Raw genomic sequence first — 19079 nt, 5'->3', positions numbered from 1 at the left:
AACACGACTTAAAAAAATGGGGTCACAATTCCAATCGGATCCCAACGTAGCTAGCGGTCGCTATAGCCATCGCGAGTGAATTGAATGGCCACATTCGTGGTCGGCGCTCCACTAGCGTCCTTCAAACCCAGCCCGCAACCCACCATTGCGGCTTGGACCCAGTTAGCGTGCACCACGAGGTTTCTTCAGGGGTTCCATCTTTATGGCGCCCGGATTCTTCAGCGAAGCTTCATTGAAGTTTGGGTTCTCGCGTGGATCGGGGCCGCCGCAGCCTGCCGATAGTAGCAAGCTGCCGCAAAGTGCCAGAGACAAACATCGATTTATTATGTTCACAACTATCAATCCTCTAATTGTCGTCAGCAGGGAAGGAGGTTATTCGCGCGAATCGTTCGAACGGTTGTTGTCAGCGATCGCATTCAATTTGACGTAGGTACTCCAATCCATCGTAGCGCTCATGAAACTAACGCTGCCGTCAGCGAACCCGGCTTGAATTCCTCCGGTGTGATAGCTGCCCGTACCAGGCCATTCCGAGTTAATGCCCCACGCCGTGATGTAGGTCGGCGTGTAAGTATGTGGTGAAACACGGTACCAACTGTTGGCAGCTTTGGCGGAACTGTCGGGATTGAGCGTTCGAGGAACGCCGCCTTCATTACCAGCCCAACCGGCTTGTGCGGTAGCCACAAACGCGGAACGAAATACCATGTCGGCAATATTGCCTCGATGCAAACCAGTTCCACTGGTGTTGAATGGTCCGCCGTAGAATCCTGCCGAATCGCATTCACCAATGACCATGCTGTTGGATGTGCCATCGACGATGTCGGCCATCTTGCTGTACCTGTTGACCGTAAACAGACCCGACATATCGCCACTGGCCGTAAACGGATCACTCAGCGCGTTCCACGGAGCCCAATTACCGACAGCAGCAGTTTCCCACCAGTGATAGCCTTCACTGCCGCCGTAGCTGGTTGGGGCGATTTCGTGTGCGTCCCGCACGCGCTGATATGATGCATCCGAAGGGCACCGCAACGTTGGAATCAGTGTATTGACGATCGGTTGTCCCCACACCGGCAAAATGCGATCGGTGGCGTTGTACAGACCTTGTTGCTCGATATACGGCAAGATGTCTTCCAGCCAAGTGTGATGATAGGCAGTGGTAAAATTGACTTTCGTGCTGCCCGCCCCGAACTCGGCTTGCGACGGAAAGGATTTAAAAGCCGATTCGTAATTGTGCAGAGCTAGAACGAGTTGCTTGACATTGTTCGAACACTGCATGCGCCGAGCCGCTTCGCGCGCCGCTTGCACTGCTGGCAGAAGTAGCCCTACCAGGATTCCAATGATCGCAATGACTACCAACAGTTCAACGAGGGTGAACGCACTACGAGGAGATCTCGCCCAGATATTCGTTCTCATTTGTTGCTCCCGATAAGAAATAAGATCGCTGAGAAATGTATTTGCGATTCTATACAACTCAGACTATCGGTCAAAAGAACGCGGACGCTTACCCCACTGACGCCTGCTAGCGAGCTTTAATGTTACGTAATGCTTTAAGAAGTCTATAAGCTGTGGGGAATTTCTACTCAAATGCGTGCAAAGGTTCGTCGCGAATTGTCTGTAAATTAGATAGGATCTCGCTTTCATAGCACAAGATCATAACTAATTAATTTTTAGCCTAGATTAAGCGTGTCTTAAGTATTGATCAGCCACCGATGTGATTAAATGGCGAAATCAATCGTACTGAATGCAGATATCACTCGGTCCGTTAAGGGAGCCAATCCTACGCTGTGTCCCTTACTCCACCGACAATAATGACAAAGTTGCAAGTTCTCGCGGGTGGCGCGAAACTTAAGGCAACGCTGCTGTTAGGTTTCGGAAGCCTTTGCGCGACTTATCTACGCGTAGCGGAATGCGTCAAGCATTTCGAGCGGCAGGTCGCTACTTGGACTGCACGAGGTGTCGAAAGCCTTGACGGCTTCCGCTACGACGGCTTCTGCTACGAGGTGGTGCCTGCGGCAATATGGGGCTAGGATATCGTCTTGATTGGGAAGAGAATACGAGTTTGTCGCGCTTCGAATGCCAACTAGAGTGGGAGTAATTCATGCACGGTGAACTGACAATTGAGCGGCTGCTAACGAAAATGCACGAGATTCGTGCTTCGGATTTGCACATCACCGTAGGCTCGCCGCCTGCCTACCGTGTCGCGGCTCATCTACATCACCTGGAGCTACCCCCGCTGAGCGTCGAAGACACCTCGCGCCTGCTGCAACCAATCATTCCCACGCGTTTAGTTTCGCAGATGGAAAACGAAGGTGGCGTGGATTTTTCGAGGACCGATGATCAAGGGAGGTTTCGCTGCAGTGTGTTTCGCGCAGGCGGCGGACTGCATGCTTCGATCCGTCGCGTCAATTCCAACATCCCACACTTCGAAGAGCTCCACTTGCCGCCGGTTTACGAACACGTGGCCACGCATGTCCACGATGGTTTAGTGCTGATCTGTGGAGTAACAGGGAGCGGCAAAAGCTCGACGCTGGCCTCCATGCTCAATCACATGAATCGCACTCATGCCTACAATATCATCACGATAGAAGATCCGGTCGAGTATCTCTTCAAACCACTTAAGAGCGTTATCAGTCAACGCGAAGTCGGCATCGATGTGCTGAACTTCCCAACTGCCCTGCGGGGCGCGGTGCGCCAAGATCCCGATGTGATCGTCATCGGCGAAATGCGTGATAAAGAAACATTGACTGCCGGACTGATGGCAGCCGAAACTGGGCACCTGGTTTTTGTGACTTTACACACGACCGATACAACGCAGTCATTCTCGCGCATGCTGGAGTTCTTTCCAGCTTCCGAGCAGCCCTTTATCCGCTCGACTTTGGCCAACAGCCTACGAGCCGTCATGGCTCAGCGACTCTTACCCAGCTCACAACCCGACGTGCGCGTCGTCCCGGCCACCGAAGTTCTATTGAACTCGCCGATCGTCGCCCAGTGTATTCGCGACTCGCGCGAGCAAGATCTCACCGCAGCTATCGCCGATTCTAAAGATGAAGGCATGCATACCTTCAACGACAGCTTGCTGCGCCTGGTCGAATCCAAAATGGTCGATCTGCGTGTGGCTGAAGAGTTTTCTCCCAATCGCGAACAACTACACTCGCGCGTCCATGGTATTCACGTCAAAAGCGAAGGCTTGGTTTCGAGGGTCAAAAGGTAACCTCCTGCTGGCGTTAATCGATTGTCCAAATTGGCACATCCATTGCATTCCCACTTCCTTGGATTCAAGTAAAGTGACTCAAGATGCCAATGGGTGGAAAAATGAAGTGCAAGAAATTTCTAGCTGGCTACGCTATGGTACTTCTGGGAGCTATCGGCGCCGGGCTCTCTGCCCAAGAAGTTAAACCAGCTAACACTCCCGAAGTTCAGTCCAAGATCATCAAGCAACTGACTGGTGATTACGTGATTCGAGCGGGGAAGTCCGATGGCGAAGACATTCGCCAAGATCACTTGACCGACGTGACCGTTAAAATCACGGAGAAAACGATCACCACTTATGATCGCGACAAGCAGCAGAGGTACAGCGCCAGTTACCAACTGAACATTGACAAACGACCTTGGAATATCCTGATGACAGTGATACCCAAACGGACGAAAGATCCAACTGCTGGCGGTGAACTGGCTGCCGACGAACCTCAACTTAGCCAAGGGCTGATCGAGCTGTCTGAAGACGGCAAGAAACTGAAAATCGTTTACGCTCTCCCCGGTGGCGATGCCCCCAAAGATTTTACCGGAGGTAAACGCGAGAACCTGTTCGAACTCGAACGCATTCCTAAGCCGTAGGCGTTAGCCTCACACGTAGCAGCGTCTCTCCGAGACGCTGTTTAGATCCGAGCCTCGGAGAGACTCGGCTACGTGCAGCACGTAGCAGCGTCTCTCCGAGACGCTGATGAGATCCGAGTCTCGGAGAGACTCGGCTACGTGGAACACGTAGCAGCGTCTCTCCGAGACGTTGGTCAGATCCGAGTCTCGGAGAGACTCGGCTACGTGAGGCACGGATGTTGCAGCACAGACTGTAATAATGCTAGAGTGAGTAACAGATGGATTGAACCAAACCTGTGGAGTGCTGAATGATGTGGCGCGCAAAGTTCGTTGTGGCTGGTGCAGTATCACTGTTAACGCTGTCGCTTTCCCACGCCACGCACGCACAGTTGAATGGCTTTGGGGCCAATGGCTATAACGGAACAGCCTTTGGATCCAACATTGGTGGCTTGGGAAACGCAGGTGGTTTTGGAACCGGCGGTGGTCTGTCTAACTCGACCACCAACTCCAACTACTTTGGTTCGCCCGTCGTGGGTTCGGTTCGTGGATACAGCGGGCTTTCCAATGGGGCGTATGGTGGAGCTGTCATGCAAGCTGCTCCAGCATTCGGTGGTTATGGCTATGGTGGCGTGGGGAATACTTACGCAGCACCTGGCTTGGGCTTTGGGGCACCCTTGCCTTATGGTTTTGGAACCGGCATGTTTCCACCGGGTGTAGCGGCTGAGATATTTAGTGGTGAAGTGGGGATAGCTTCCGCGGGTGCCCTGGGAAATGGGCTGGGATATGGTCCTGGATATGGCGATTTTGGCAGTGCGTTCAACTACGCCGCACTGGCCAACAGCGGTCTGGCAGTTCCGGGTTTGAACTACCCTGGCATGAACTATCCTGGCGTCGCACCCAACGGCATGATGATCCCTGGGGCCAACGGGGAAATGGGAATGGATGCCTCGATGTCCGCGGGGGCCATGCCCACCCGACCCACCGCGCGACCAAGTGTCAAAGCTGCGCCGGATTTAGCTCGCAATGTCAACAACCGGGCGGGCGCTAGCGATGCATCGACCTCTCGCCCTCTGCCAGCCAGACGCCGCCCACTGGTTATGGATGACGGAATTCCCCGGTCGACGGTGACTGCAGTGCGCATTCAGAATCGTTTGAACAACCTCAAGTCGCCGAATCTCGCGGCCGTTAAAGTGTTGATGAATGGTAGAACGGCGACGTTGTCTGGCAAAGTTGACTCGCAATCCGATGCTCAACTAGCGATCCGTTTAGTAGGCCTGGAACCGGGAGTGGTAAACGTCAAAAGCGAACTGCAGTATCCCGAATCTGCCAGCGCGACCGAGTAGCACAGACTAAGTAACATTGACACAGTTTGCCCAAATTTCGTAAGTACAGCTTCTGAGAATTCTTGGTCTAGAATTCGTACCTTCGGGCAGGAGCATCGAAATGGGTTTGGTCACCAGCGGTATACCGCAGCAAATTACTCTCGAGCTTGCCCAACTCTGCGGCGCGAAAACATTCGTTGAAACGGGCACGTTTCATGGTGGGACAACGGAGTGGGCTGCGCAGCATTTTAAAACTGTTCACACCATTGAACGAGCCGCCTCACTGTTTGAAGCACATAGTGCGAGGCTGTCCAAATTGCCGGGTGTAACGCCTCACTTGGGCGACTCTCGAAAAGTGCTACCGCAGGTCATACAGCAGAGTGGACCGACACCCACGGTGTATTGGTTAGACGGACATTACTCGGGTGGCGAGACCGCGGGTCACGACGACGAGTGTCCATTGATGGACGAACTGGCCTGCCTATGTGATCGGCCCAGCGACATAATTTTGATCGACGACGCGCGTTTGTTTCTATGCGCACCTCCCTTGCCTCATGATCCAGCCCACTGGCCTGGCCTGGCCAACATCATTACCGCTCTGTGCACAGCGCGCACACCTCGCATGGTGCAGGTCATCGACGATGTCATCTTCTCCGTGCCTCAAAACACACCGGCTAGCCAGTGCCTGGTCGCGTATGCTCAAGCCCGAGCCAACGTATGCTGGGAGCAATTCGCCAAGCTGCATCGCGCGCCTGCCAGCAAGTTTCGAGCGCTCAGCAAACTGATCTCCGGCCGTTAAGTTCTCGCTTGCGAAACTCCGTGAACTGAGACCTAGCTCTCCTACTCCTACTCCTACTCCTACTCCTACTCGTACTCCTACTCCTACTCCTACTCCTACTCCTACTCCTACTCCTACTCCTACTCGATTGGTGCACTTCCCGACCATTTCGAGTACGAGTAGGAGTATCAGAGGAATTCCAGAATCCGCCGCCTCCGTGTCCTTTTGCTTAGCGTTCAATTAGCCCCAGAGGAGTGGCTAAATGGACCGATGTTAAGCTATAATTAGAGGCAGCGCTTTTCTGTACTATCCGGACTTCGATATGGATTCGATCCGTCCATGAGCACTTCATCTTCGGCCGCCACCGGGACAACCACGCCCTCGACATCGGATCAAATCCAGATCATGCTGCGCCGCCATATCCAGCGGGCGGCCATTCTGCTGCGAATTCAAGATCTCGCCACTCTGATTATTGTGTGGCTCTCTGCGCTCATCGCGACTTGGCTGATTGCCAGTGTGATTGAACATTGGTTGATCCCCATGTCGATGCTCGCGCGCTGGCTGGTCTGGTTCGCTTTATTAGGCAGTTCAGCTTGGGTGATGGTTCGTTTTGTGATGCCTTTGCTGTATCGTCGAATCAATCCAGATTATGTGGCCCAGCGGATCGAGCAGGCCGAGCCGGAACTGAAAACCGGTTTGGTCAGTTGGTTACAACTGGAGTCGCTGCCGGACAATGGTGTGCCGCGCGGCATCATGGCCGGCTTGGCCAGGCACGCTGCGCGTTACATTCACGCGGAAGACCCTTCTAGCTCGTTGGACACACGCAACTTGATCAAGGCTGTGGCCACGATGATGTTGCTGTTAGCTGGACTGGCCGTGTATGGCATGTTTTCGCCGAAAAGCGTGTGGGACACTGGCAAGCGTTTGATCATGCCCTGGTCGTCGCTAGCCGCACCGGCTCGCGTGCAATTGGTGTCCTTGGAACCAGGCGCCGGAGAAGTCACGCAGGGCAAGCCATTGAAACTGGATGTCAAACTGCGCGGCTTGCGGACTGGCGAAGCAGTAACCATTCGTTACAGCACACTGGATGGTCAGCTGGTTGACCAAAGTAAACCACTTGATGCTGCCCAAGAGGGCTTTCATTATGTCGGCACTCTTTCAACCGCTCAGGCCAGTGGTAGTCTTGGACGAGGAGTGCAACACGAACTCGATTATTGGATCGAAGCCGGCGATCTGCGCAGCGGCCCGTACCGTATCACGCTCAGCCGCACGCCGGCCGTCAGCTTAGAGACCATCGTCGTCGAGTTTCCGAAGTACACCAAGCTACCCAAACGCACGTTGACCAATAGCGAGATCGAAGCCGTCGAGGGCTCAACCGCTTTCATTTCGGCCACCAGCAATCAAAAGCTGCAGCGCGGGCAAATTGAAATTGATCCCGAGTTGGATGGTAATGGAGAACTTCTGCGGGCTCGCGCATCGCTGCCCATGCAAGTGTCCAACCAGAAGTTGAGCGGCCAATGGTTATTGCGAGTTAATGAGGCTCGCGACAATCCCACAGTCGCTCGCTATCGCATTCGCGGCTTTAACGATCGCGGTGATGCAAATGAAGATCCCATCGAGTTCCGCGCCAAGATCTTGGCCGATGTGGCTCCCGAAGTTAGCATCCCCGGTCCCGAAGATCGCCGCATGCGCATGCTGGCCAGTGGCCAAATGAATATAGAGGTGCGGGCGATTGATCCCGACTTTGGTCTACAACAGGTTGTCATCCATGTGTCACGCCAAGAAAAAAAGCTGAAGCAAGCCGTTGTGCTGCGCGGTGAGGGAGTGCTCGGACGTCAAGTGAAACTGTGGCGATTTCGCGCGGCTGACTTCCAAGCCGCCGTCGGCGATCGCTTCGTCATCTCGGCAAGTGCGGCCGATAATCGACATGACCCGGTCTCCGGCGAACCAGCTCCTAATGAAACAACCTCCGATCCGCTAACGATCGAGATCGTCGAGCCCAACAAATTGGCGGAAACCGACGCCGCTCATCAACCACCGCCCAATCCTCCTGAAGCCGACCCCGAACTGCCACCAGATCAGTCATCTGATGCCGACGATTCCAGCAGTTCATCCAACGAAGCGAACAACTCGGGCGATAGCTCATCCTCGGACGCTCCCAAGTCACAGAACGCTGAATCAACCAGCGGCGAGTCACAGGACCGTGACTCACAAGATGCAAACTCGCAAGATGCAAACTCGCAGAACGCCAATCAGTCAGACGCAAATCCTCAAGACTCCAGCTCGCAGGACTCCCAGTCGCAAAACGCCCAGTCTCAGGATTCACAATCGCAAAACTCACAATCTCAGCAAGGCAAGTCGCAGCAGGGTAAGTCTCAAAATTCCAAGTCGCAGTCTCAATCAGACCAACAGCAATCCGAGAATTCGGATTCCTCGGCGGCCAGTTCGAGTGCTGGGGGTGAAAGCGGCCAACAGTCACAGAAGAATCAATCGAAAGGTACTTCTGGTCAAGGTAATTCCAGCCAAGAGAGCTCCGGTAAGAATCGCTCCGAACAAGGCAGCGCTGGTCAAAAGCAGTCCAGCTCCAACAAAGGCAGCAACAGTCAATCAAACAACAAAGCTGGACAGAGCAATTCCAGTCAAAACAGTTCGAACAAGGGAGAGTCAGGCGATACGGGCAAGAGTTCATCCAAGAACCAAGACGGCAAGTCCGATGCGCAATCACGCTCCAAGCCCAAACACGATGGCGATGTCATCGAACGTGTTAAAGACTTAATGGACAAACAGCAAAGTAACTCAAAGTCAGATTCCGAAAGTTCAGCTCAACAACCCACCGGCCAAAAGTCCGACGCTGGACAAAAGTCCGACGCTGGACAAAAGTCGGATGCTACAAAGAAGTCTGATGCAGGACAAAAGTCGGATGCTGGACAAAAGTCGGATGCTGGACAAAAGTCGGATGCTGGACAAAAGTCGGATGCTGGACAAAAGTCCGATGCTGGACAAAAGTCCGATGCTGGACAAAAGTCCGATGCTGGACAAAAGTCCGATGCTGGACAGAAGTCCGATGCTGGACAAAAGTCGGATGCTGGACAAAAGTCGGATGCTGGACAAAAGTCTGATGCAGGGCAGAAGTCTGATGCGGGACAAAAGTCCGATGCGGGACAAAAGTCCGATGCGGGACAAAAGTCGGATGCGGGACAGAAGTCTGATGCGGGACAAAAGTCTGATGCTGGACAGAAGTCTGATGCTGGACAGAAGTCTGATGCTGGACAGAAGTCTGATGCGGGACAGAAGTCTGAGGCAGGACAGAAGTCCGATGCAGGACAGAAGTCCGATGCAGGACAAAAGTCTGATGCTGGTCAGAAGTCCGATGCTGGTCAGAAGTCTGATGCAGGACAAAAGTCCGATGCAGGACAAAAGTCTGATGCTGGACAGAAGTCTGATGCTGGACAGAAGTCTGATGCTGGACAGAAGTCTGATGCAGGACAGAAGTCTGATGCAGGACAGAAGTCTGATGCAGGACAGAAGTCTGATGCGGGACAAAAGTCTGATGCGGGACAAAAGTCGGATGCGGGACAGAAGTCTGATGCTGGTCAAGACTCGGATGCGGGACAAGAGTCTGCTGGTGGTCAGAATTCAGACGGCCAGGGCAAGCCTTCGGGGCAATCCGATCCGACCAGTAGCGGCCAGTCTGGTGGAGAGTCGGGGCAGGGTGCGACTAGTGGGGGCAATTCTGGATCGGCGCCGAAACAACCTAGGGAGATCGATCCAAACGCGGTGCCCAGCGGACAAGCTGCAGCCAATGAAGAATACGCCAACAAGGTTACGAACATGGTGTTGGACTATCTGACCGAGCAGAAAGATCAGCCCGATCCCGAATTGTTGCACGAACTGAATTGGACAAAAGAAGATCTGGATGCATTTCTCAAACGTTGGCAAGCGGCTCGTAGCCTGGCTAGCTCGCCCGATCCTGAAAAACAACGGAAATGGAACGACGAATTGCGAGCGTTGGGGCTGGTGCCCCCCAGCCAAAAGGGCCCCACTGCGGCTGGTCGCGATGACAAATTGAAAGGTCTGCGCGACAGTGGATCGCGTATGCGTGCCCCCGAATCGCTCCGGCGACAGTACGATGCCTTCCGCCGAGCTGTACAAGAGTCCGAAAAGTAATCGTCTCCTTTCGCTCCGCGAAAGGCAGCGTTTCCGTTCCCGCCGCAAAAGCCAATCCCGCCGCACTGCAAAATCCAACCGCAATCGATGGCGATGCGAAGGCCCCTGCGCCTTTTGCGGAGCAAAAGGAGACTTAATTCTCCCCTAAGTTGACCGCCAGCGACTTGGCGATCAGACTCGATTGCTGATAAAATTCATTTATTGCCTGCTTTCAGATATTCTCACGCCGGAGCACCTTTCAATGCTCGAGTCACTCAAGTCCATCGGTAACCGCACGCGCCGCCTGCTTTTGGTCGTGCCTGTAGCGGTTTTCAGCATGGCTACGTCTCTTCACGCTCAATCGGGCAACGTGGAAACCTGGCTGGATGAAACGGGACAATTCAAGATCGAAGCCAAGTTTATGGGGCTGACCGACGGCAACGTCAATCTGCAAACTGCTGATGGCAAGACCAAGGCTGTGCCGTATGCCAAGCTGAGCCTGTCGAGTCAGTACAAAGCAAAGAAGATGGCTGATCCCAAGGCGTTTGATGCGCCGCCATTGCCATCGTCTTTCGCTCCTCCGCCTCTGCCGGCTGATCCGTTCCCGGCCGACTCGACGATCGAAGAGTACCTTGACACTCTGTACGCCCAGATGAAGGCAGGTCACCCAGAGGCGGGCTGGTATGCTTTGCCTCCAAAAATGCGCACGGAACTTGAATTGGTTATTTCCAAAGGTGCGGATGTTCTAGGGCCCAATACGTTCCGCCAGTTGCAAGTTGTACTGCCCAATGTATTAACCATCGTGCGCGATAAACGTTCATTCATTGCTGGACATCCTCTGGTGGCAGCCAAACCCGAGGTAGCCAAGGCGGTCACTGCCGGTTTGCCAGCGCTAGAACCCGTAGTCCAATTGATGACTCAGAAGTCGACCTGGAGCAGCGAGAATTTTAAAGAAGGCAACGTTGGCCCGTGGATCATGCTCTTCGGCAACGACATGATGAAAGCGTACAACAAATCGCTGCCGGCTCTTCAAGCCGCCTTTGGCAAAGAAGCGTTCCCTGCATTGCAAGATGAAAAATACAAAGTACTGGAAAAGACGGCTGACTCCGCCAAAGTCGAAGTGACGAGCTCCAACAAGAAAAAGAAGATCGTCACTTACAAGAAGATCGATGGCTACTGGCAACCTGAAGAACTGGAGAAGGCCATGCAACAGCTGGCCGATTTCCGCAGCCAATTAGAGAGCATGGATCAAGCTCAAATCGATACGGTGCGCGGACAAGTAAAGGGAGGCTTGACTGTTGTTAACACCATTCTCGCTTCCCTGGCCAAAGCCAAGACACAACAAGAGTTCAATCAGATCCTCGACCCCATCGTATCCAGCGCCATGCGTGCACAGCCTGGCGGTATGGCCGGTATGTCTTCACCTGGCATGTCGGGTATGACGCCTGGCATGACGCCCGGAATGTCCGGCAGCAGTGGTGGCATGCCCAATAGCGGTGGCATGCCCAACAGCGGCGGCATGCCATCCAATTTCAAACGTGGCAAAGACGCCGCCAGTATGGGTGCAGGTCTGTAAAACCGCTTCCTGGTTACCAGGCTCTGCCTGGTAACCCACTGCCCCGCAGGCTCCGCCTGCGCGTCTCATCGCTGCTATCGCGCTTGAAGCAACGGAGGCAGAGCCTCCGAGTCAGTGCGTGCCCTGGCAGAGCCTGGGTACGAGGACTACGCTTGACGCGTTCCGCTACTTGCGCAGGCTGGTCTTATCAACGATCGTCTGCAGGAACACGCGGCGGATCGCATCGTAGCCACGGTCGTTTGGGTCTTCGACATTGTGGTAGAACCAGTAGTGAGGATCATCGCGGCGATAAGTGCTGCGCCAGAACTGCGCGCAGTGCGAACCATGTCCCAAAAACGTCGCGTGCAGAGGCACTACGTAAACGCCGCTGTGTTTATCCTGGCAGCGGTGCAGGATGGCGTTATATCGAGCATGAATTTCGAGACCATCCGGCCAATCGGAGAGTCCCAGACTGCTGCCATCGCCCACGCCATCGGTCGGGTCATAAATGTCCGCCACATAGATTTCGCACCCGCCTGGGAAGGCTGCCTGAATTGCCACGATCATTTCGCTCAAGCGTTGATCAAATTCAGCGATCCACGGTTCAGCTTGTTCTAGCGTCGCGCCGTACATAGCACACTGGCGGGGTGGAGCCTTTCCGTAGCTGTGAATCAGATCATTGCCACCGGTGGTCATAACCACGATGCCAAACACATTGGGCTCGGCGGTCTTGAGTCTATCGTGGATGACTTCCAGATGCGTATCCGAAGTGGAACCTGAGATCGCGAGATTCTCAGCCGTGATGTTTGGCAAGACATGTGACAGACTGATGCCTTGCATCTCTGCATATTCATCATCCGGATTGCGCAACATGCGATTGAAGTACGAATGAGCCACCGAGCGTGCGCCCAGGCCCGCTGTCACACTGTCGCCCAAGCCAACCAGCCGAACTGGTTGGTCGCTCCAGATCGTGGCAAACGGAGCCTGGTCAAGTTTTGGCCCTGCCGGCCCATGGCCGATCGGTCGCGCTAAGAAGTATCGCTGGTAAAAGAGAACTGCCAGCACCAGACATAGACCAAGTGCCAGCCACCATGTCAAGCGTCGCTTCAACGTCATAGCTCTTTCCCCTTCGTAGCGGAACGCGTCAAGCGTTTCGTTGATTCATCGGTAGCGGAACGCGTCAAGCGTTTCGTTGATTCGTCAGTAAAGCCACAACGCTTGTCGCGTCTTGGGACACGCAGGCGGAGCCTGCAAGGCAGTGGGTTACCAGGCAGAGCCTGGTAACCAGGCGAGGCGTTTAACCACATTTACTGCCCCAGCGCGAATCGACCGCCGGAACCAACGACTACGATGGATTGATCGGGCAGCACAGCCAATGCATGGAATCCGGTCGAGCCTAACTGTTTCCAGACTAATCCATCTTCAGAATAATCGGTCCCGGTTGGACCGGCGGCGTAGAATCCACGCTGGGTTGAAGAATTGCCGAGACTGTACACCACGGCTGATCGATACTCGGCAATTGGAACGCTGGCTGGTGACAAGCCGTGTCCTATCGCGCCCACAGCAGTTGTCGTTGCTGACTGGGCATCGGGTTGATAATCGCCACCAACGGCAACCAGGCGCTGCATCGCAGGCTCGTAAGCCAATGAGAACACACCTGCAGACTTATGACTGACCAGTGCGCAAGTATCAACGTGCCAGGTCACTCCAAAGTCGTGGGAGCGCAAAATACGCGAACTAGCTTGTTCGGCCCCACCGGTTCCAATCAGGATGGTAGCTGGCGCAAGAACGATCATGGCCGAGTTGCTGGCCGCAAAGGCGGCTTCACCTGTTCGCACTTCGGGCAAATTCTGGCTATCGACCGCTTGCCAAGACGCCCCCGCATCTTGCGTCGTAAAGACGCAAAAGCGACCTTCGATGGGATCGCCAAACAACACGCCGCGCTTATCATCCACAAACTTCATCCCATCGAAAAACGCCGCTGGGCGCTCGTCGCGATGTACTGCCTGCCAGTGCTCGCCACCGTCGCTGGTGACCAGCACCAGCGCCGGAGTTCCCGCACTAGCGATGATGGCTTTCTCTTCATCCCAGGCGTGCAGCGACCTAAAGTCCAACTTGGAATGCTCGGCCGGGCCTACCGCTTGCCAGCTCCGACCTAAGTCAAGCGATCGTAACACGGTTCCAGCTGTCCCACTGGCCCAGATAACCGCCGACTTTTGATCCGCTTGCATTGCAGTCGCCACGCCGCGCAAACTAGCGGACGAACCCGTTGGGTACTCGTGCCAGGTGACTTGAGCTGGCGCTGCTGATGCCAGCAGTAACGTACAGAGTACGGCTAAGGTACGCATGGGTCTCAGTCTTTAATGTTCGATGTTCGATGTTTGCGCGCGGCTTCAATCATCAGAGGGCTTTTCGCACGGCGTCCACCAGTTCCCCCAACTGAGAATCGCTGATGCAAAGCGGCGGCATGATGACGATCACATTGCCTAGTGGTCGCAACCAAACACCGTCTTGTAGCGCCTTCTGACAGACAGCATGCCCGCGTCGCTCGGACCAGGGATAAGGTTCTTTTGTACGAGCATCGCGCACCAGTTCGATAGCCGCGATCAGGCCGCATTGACGAACTTCGGACAGCGGTGCCAACAACTGTGTCAATGTATCAGTTCGACGGGCAACTTGCTGGAGCGTATTTTCGATCTCGAACAAATCCAACGTGGCCAGCGCCGCGGCAGCTGCCAGAGGATTACCACCGTATGTGTGACCATGAAAGAACGAACGACTTTCGTCGTATCGACCGAGAAAGGCATTCCACACCCGATCGTTGGTCAGTGTGGCAGCCATCGGCAAGTAGCCACCGGTCAATCCCTTACCTAAGCACAAGAAATCAGGTACGACCTCTTCATGCTGGCAAGCCCACATCTTCCCCGTGCGTCCCATCCCGACGGCTACTTCGTCGGCGATCATCAGGATGCCGTATTCTTGAGATAGCTGGCGCAGAGCCTGCAGAAAGCCGGGTGGATGCATGACCATGCCGGCTGCACCTTGCACCAGTGGCTCGATAATCACAGCCGCGATTCGCTCACCGAAACGCGCAAGCAGTTGTCGATATTCGTTTATGTAGTAGTCGCAGGCATCAGCCAAATTCACACCTGCAGGTAAGCGATACGTATCGGGACATGGTCCGCGAACTACATCAAACAGTAGTGGATCAAACATCGCGTGAAAGCGGCTGACTCCGCCCACGCTGACACCACCGAGCGTATCGCCGTGATACGCATTGCCGACGGCTAAAAACAAATTGCGCTGGGGTTCTGGACTTGCGCATTGACGCCAGTATTGAAAGGCCAGCTTCAAAGCCACTTCGATCGCGCAGGCTCCATCGCTACTGTAGAAGACTCGCGAGAGGGCCTGATCTGGAGATGTTGATGGGCTGCCAAATCCCGGAGCTAGTTCGACCAGACGCCGCGACAGCTGAATGGTCGTTGGGTTGCTCATGCCCAGCGAAGTTACATGCGCGACCTTGCGCAGCTGAGCTTGAATGGCTGCGTCGATGTACGGATGGCGATGACCATGTACGTTACACCATAAACTGCTGACACCATCCAGGTAAGCGCGGCCCACCATGTCGTACAGGTAAACGCCTTCAGCCCGCTCGATTATGAAGGGCACATACTCCGACATCTGCGTGAACGCATGCCAGTAGTGCTCGCGGTCCCACTGTTCCAGCTGTTGACGAGCGGGAGCTGCCTGGGCGTTAATGGCGATTCCCGCAGTTGTAGAGTTATTCGAAGGCATTGAATGGTTGGCGGTCACCAAATTACTTCGACGGGTGCACCGGCGCGTACGCCCAACATGGCACTAGCGCTATCGCTCACCAATTCAATACGCAACGATCCAGCCGACTCAGGAAGAATGGCGATCAGAGTCATCTCCGGCTGACCGTGTTCCAAACCGAAGATGCCAAAGGTTTCATGTTCATCCACGGTGACTCGTACACTGGCATCGCGTGGAGCGTCGACTAGTTGGTCGGCTTGGATGTCGGTTATTAGGCTGCCGCAACTGTCAATTTGCGTGACTTTGCCCTTGATCGAACCTGGCACAATGGCGATCCCTCAGCTGCACTGACCACTAGCCACATCCCTGTACCCAATGCTCGCCGAATCCATCTTTCGATCGCTCTTAAGGCTGAGCGACACAGACGAGCTGACCGTCAATTGGCCAGATTGTCCAGTCTGGAGCGGACCGCGACAAGACGGGCAACAGCGCGAATTTCAAGAAAAGCTAATCTCGTAGCCGATCTCGCCAGAGATTGGATGAACCACCGCTAGTCCCGTAGCCGATCTCGCCAGAGATTGGATGAACCACCGAAACGCTTCCAAAGTCTGGCGACTTCGGCTACGAGAACGCGTCCACCGTCTGGCAACGGTGGCTACGAAATGAGCTTAGAGGGCAAACCTAGGCAGCGTACGGACGCGTAAGAGTGGCCAACAGGCGATCATATAAACGACCGGCATCACCGGAGCTCGGAAGCGCATGTTGCTGAAATAAATGCAATGAATAGCTGTAAGCGTCAACACCAACATCAGTGGAACCAACCACTGCCGGCTGGAGATTACGTCCAGCAAGCGCCACAGGCCCAGCGCAGCCATAAGGAACCACGCGGTGTACCAGACTCCGATCATCCACTGCATCATCGGTTTCTTGTAGACCAATAGGACTTCTTTGTAACTTTTACTAACAGTACTCGCCTCGTCAGTCAGCTTGTCCTGTGGAAAATGCGGATACAACGCCCAGAACCAATTGAGGCGATACAAACAAGATTGTGCAAAGACCGCCGGTCGATCCTTGATCGTGTTGATTGCCGCAGTGGCTGCTCGCTGGTCATCGGCTAGTTCATCGATGGGAGTTTCAAGCTGGATGGGAGCTACGTGCTGGATTTCCTGTTCCATTTCGCTCACAGCCAACTCTTGCTGCTTTTTGCTCCAGAATTCCGGTGTTGTAGCATCTGGTTGGCCACGTTGATCACGCAAGGACCACAAGTAATGAAAGACGTCTTCTGGCCAATCTCGGCCGGGGCCTTTCTTTACAAAATGATCGTACACGACCGGATTGTTGGCTAGCAGCAGCGTGTAACCGCCGTGAGTAGTGGTGAGGATAGGCTGTCCCAATTCGCGTTTGTTCCGCATCATCCAACCGACATTCAAAGCCAGCAGGACCAGCAGCGCGGCGGAGATAATCGATACGCGATTTCCAGCTTCACTGGTACGCAGCCCCAAACTGCCCACCACGATAAATGCCCATGGCAACATGGTCGGCCGAGTCAAGCACGCCAGGCCCAACGCCAAGCCCAAGAACAGCGAAGTCCTTAGCCACAACCGCATACCAAACAGAGTTTGTCCCAGTTCCGCAAGAGTTGGCCTGATCAATACCAAGTAGAGCGCCCAAGCCCACACAGAGAGAAAGGTGACCAGGCCTTCGGTCATCAACTCTGTGCTCTGCTTGAGCAGAATTGGATCAAGCGCCACGGCCAACGCAGGTACCCAGGGATGGACCAGGTACATGCGATATCCAAGATAATAAACGGTCAGCACCGTCAGCAGTCCCAGAGTGACATGGATGGCCGCCACAATCATCTTGTCGATCTTGCCGTCCACACATGCGCCGCACAGCAGAGCAGGATACAACGGCGGCCGATACGCAGTCGGCCGCATCGGAATGCTCTTAGCAGCTTTTAAGCCTTCTTTCGCAGTGGGCCCTGTTGACTTGGATTCAACTGCCGATTTCTGATCGGATGACTTTGACTGCTCGACATTTTCTGAAATATTAATATCGTTCGGCTGCTCAGTATCGTTCGGCTGCTCAGTATCGTTCGGCTGCTCAGTATCCTTTGGCTGCTCGTCTTGCTTTGGAAAGCCAAAGGTGCCAGTGGTTGCCAGATGCACGGCCAGTGCGCCATAGCTATCGGTGTCTTTGGCAAACTCTGGCCACGATAGGGCGATGGCCGCAATGCGGACGCTGAGCGTAAGGATTACCAGTGCGGCTAATCCCCAGGCCGATCTTGTACTGTCCATTTGTATCATTCTCTAGGAACGCACCAATCAGCATCAAAAGGGGCGAGCTCTGATTGGTTGTTTCTAACGCTGGCCAACTGGCTAATTAGCTGGCTAACCTTCGGCCCCGAAGTAACAGCTTCTAGCCTTAGATTAAAGTCACGAGATTGACCGCTGTCCAGCGTTATTACTCGGCCTTGTTTTTCCTCGAAGGAACGCGGATTTGGGAAGCCTGTACCAGGCTCCAGGCCGGTGACGTATCCGTCGCGCGCACCGACCGTATTCTTCCATTGAGTAAAGAAAGGCAACGTACTGGCTTGATAGTGGACGGCAAATCCACTTTTGCTATCGGGCGATGTCAACAGTGACGTAGCCCAACCATCGTTGCCTGGAGCAGCCGCAGAAAAATAAACTTGCTCCGAATAACCTGGGGTTGGCCCAAAATAATCCGACCATTTTTCCAAATCTTGGGCTGCGTGTGCGTTGCGAGCCACGATTCGCGCTGCGCCCAGGTGCATCCGACTGCCCGCGCCCAACAGCGGTTGACCGACGTTGATGTGATACAACAACTGCATGGTCGCCGGGCTGTCGCTGGCGTTGCGCACCGAATCACTGATGGTAATGGTAGGCGTATCGATCGCAAAAGTATATTTGGCGGTCAGCCGCAGATCGTATTGCAAGAAACGCGTCTCACATACTTGCCCACTGACGTGCAGCAGCGAGTGATCGGCATCGAGTTCAATCGTGACGTCTTGCGCAGGCAGGTTGCCAATGCGTCCGTGAAGCGGATAAGCAAGTCGACCGCTGTCTGCGTCAAAATCAGGTGCGCCGAAACTCCGCAGGCCACACCGCACCAGCAACTCATCAAAGCCGTCGAGCCAGCCGAGTCCGCCTGCTTCTTCCACTGCCACCCACTGGGGATGAATGGGACCATCCACCGGCGACCGCCAACCCAAGTCCAGGCCATCAATATGAGCTCTCCACAGGCTCATACCACGCGTCGGCACGATCGCTGCCCTTACCGAGCCTGTATCCACCATTAAGATCTCAACCCCGCCACGCCGCCCGCCCTCCAGCAACAGGCGATCGATGCGAAATTCGCCCCCGGCGCATCGCGCCGTCAGGCTAGTGGCAAGAAACGATTGGGCAAGATTAGGGACTGCGGCGACTGTTCGAGCTGGTGGGAGTTTAATTGGCATAATTTTCACATTTTGAAGTTGGGCCGGGGAAAGTGAATGCCCTTACTTGTAACCGGTAGCCGCTCGGAATAAAACAGGCATGCTGCGTAAAGCCAGTAGCGGAACGCGTCAAGCGTTTCGGACCCCCGTCTTCGTAGCGGAACGCGTCAAGCGTTTCGGCCCCCAGCCGGCGTAGCGGAACGCGTCAAGCGTTTCGAGCCCCCCAAACCGAACCTTTCA

Annotated in this window: 14 protein-coding genes; 6 read left to right on the top strand and 8 right to left on the bottom strand. The window is 54.6% G+C overall.

What is annotated here, in order from left to right; all coding sequences use genetic code 11:
* Positions 1 to 162 precede the first annotated feature (162 nt).
* The gene (locus SH573x_RS12685) at positions 163 to 333 is read right to left on the bottom strand and encodes a hypothetical protein (RefSeq protein WP_479355548.1); all 171 of its coding nucleotides are present in this window, start codon (positions 331 to 333) and stop codon (positions 163 to 165) included.
* 39 nt (positions 334 to 372) lie between these two features.
* Positions 373 to 1410, bottom strand: coding sequence for a DUF1559 domain-containing protein (locus SH573x_RS12680; protein WP_479355546.1), 1038 nt, complete (start codon positions 1408 to 1410; stop codon positions 373 to 375).
* 685 nt (positions 1411 to 2095) lie between these two features.
* Here SH573x_RS12680 and SH573x_RS12675 point away from each other — a divergent pair.
* The 6 genes from SH573x_RS12675 to SH573x_RS12650 all read left to right on the top strand — a co-directional run bounded on the left by SH573x_RS12675 (position 2096) and on the right by SH573x_RS12650 (position 11632).
* The gene (locus tag SH573x_RS12675; protein ID WP_479355544.1) at positions 2096 to 3208 is read left to right on the top strand and encodes a type IV pilus twitching motility protein PilT; all 1113 of its coding nucleotides are present in this window, start codon (positions 2096 to 2098) and stop codon (positions 3206 to 3208) included.
* Positions 3209 to 3309: 101 nt separating this feature from the next.
* The gene (locus SH573x_RS12670) at positions 3310 to 3831 is read left to right on the top strand and encodes a hypothetical protein (RefSeq protein ID WP_479355543.1); all 522 of its coding nucleotides are present in this window, start codon (positions 3310 to 3312) and stop codon (positions 3829 to 3831) included.
* Positions 3832 to 4118: 287 nt separating this feature from the next.
* Entirely contained in the window at positions 4119 to 5153 is a 1035-nt protein-coding gene (locus tag SH573x_RS12665; protein WP_479355541.1) for a BON domain-containing protein, read from the top strand.
* Positions 5154 to 5253: 100 nt separating this feature from the next.
* Positions 5254 to 5931 (top strand): class I SAM-dependent methyltransferase, encoded by a 678-nt coding sequence (locus tag SH573x_RS12660; protein WP_479355539.1) that lies wholly within the window; start codon positions 5254 to 5256, stop codon positions 5929 to 5931.
* Positions 5932 to 6249: 318 nt separating this feature from the next.
* Positions 6250 to 10077, top strand: a complete 3828-nt coding sequence (locus SH573x_RS12655) for a hypothetical protein (protein ID WP_479355538.1) — start codon at positions 6250 to 6252, stop codon at positions 10075 to 10077.
* Between the two features lie 241 nt (positions 10078 to 10318).
* On the top strand, positions 10319 to 11632 hold the full coding sequence (locus SH573x_RS12650) for an SHD1 domain-containing protein (RefSeq protein ID WP_479355536.1): 1314 nt from the start codon (positions 10319 to 10321) through the stop codon (positions 11630 to 11632).
* 165 nt (positions 11633 to 11797) lie between these two features.
* On the opposite strand, the gene SH573x_RS12645 is transcribed toward SH573x_RS12650, so the two are convergent.
* The 6 genes from SH573x_RS12645 to SH573x_RS12620 all read right to left on the bottom strand — a co-directional run bounded on the left by SH573x_RS12645 (position 11798) and on the right by SH573x_RS12620 (position 18860).
* Positions 11798 to 12727 carry an SGNH/GDSL hydrolase family protein gene (locus SH573x_RS12645; RefSeq protein WP_479355534.1) on the bottom strand — a complete coding sequence of 310 codons (930 nt, stop codon included), beginning with the start codon at positions 12725 to 12727 and terminating at the stop codon, positions 11798 to 11800.
* A 191-nt stretch (positions 12728 to 12918) separates the two neighbouring features.
* Entirely contained in the window at positions 12919 to 13959 is a 1041-nt protein-coding gene (locus SH573x_RS12640) for a WD40/YVTN/BNR-like repeat-containing protein (protein ID WP_479355532.1), read from the bottom strand.
* Between the two features lie 52 nt (positions 13960 to 14011).
* Entirely contained in the window at positions 14012 to 15424 is a 1413-nt protein-coding gene (gene bioA / locus SH573x_RS12635) for an adenosylmethionine--8-amino-7-oxononanoate transaminase (protein WP_479355530.1), read from the bottom strand.
* Positions 15421 to 15711, bottom strand: a complete 291-nt coding sequence (locus SH573x_RS12630) for an SAM hydroxide adenosyltransferase (RefSeq protein ID WP_479355528.1) — start codon at positions 15709 to 15711, stop codon at positions 15421 to 15423. Before SH573x_RS12630 ends, bioA begins: the two co-directional genes overlap by 4 nt.
* A 342-nt stretch (positions 15712 to 16053) precedes the next feature.
* Positions 16054 to 17682: a hypothetical protein gene (locus tag SH573x_RS12625; protein ID WP_479355526.1), complete on the bottom strand. Its 1629-nt coding sequence runs from the start codon at positions 17680 to 17682 to the stop codon at positions 16054 to 16056.
* A gap of 5 nt (positions 17683 to 17687) precedes the next feature.
* Positions 17688 to 18860: an aldose 1-epimerase family protein gene (locus SH573x_RS12620; protein WP_479355524.1), complete on the bottom strand. Its 1173-nt coding sequence runs from the start codon at positions 18858 to 18860 to the stop codon at positions 17688 to 17690.
* Positions 18861 to 19079: the final 219 nt, after the last annotated feature.

This window comes from Rania fehmarnensis, from assembly GCF_056494185.1.
Note: the sequence above shows the minus strand (reverse complement) of the source record. Positions and strands in the feature narration are given on the sequence as shown.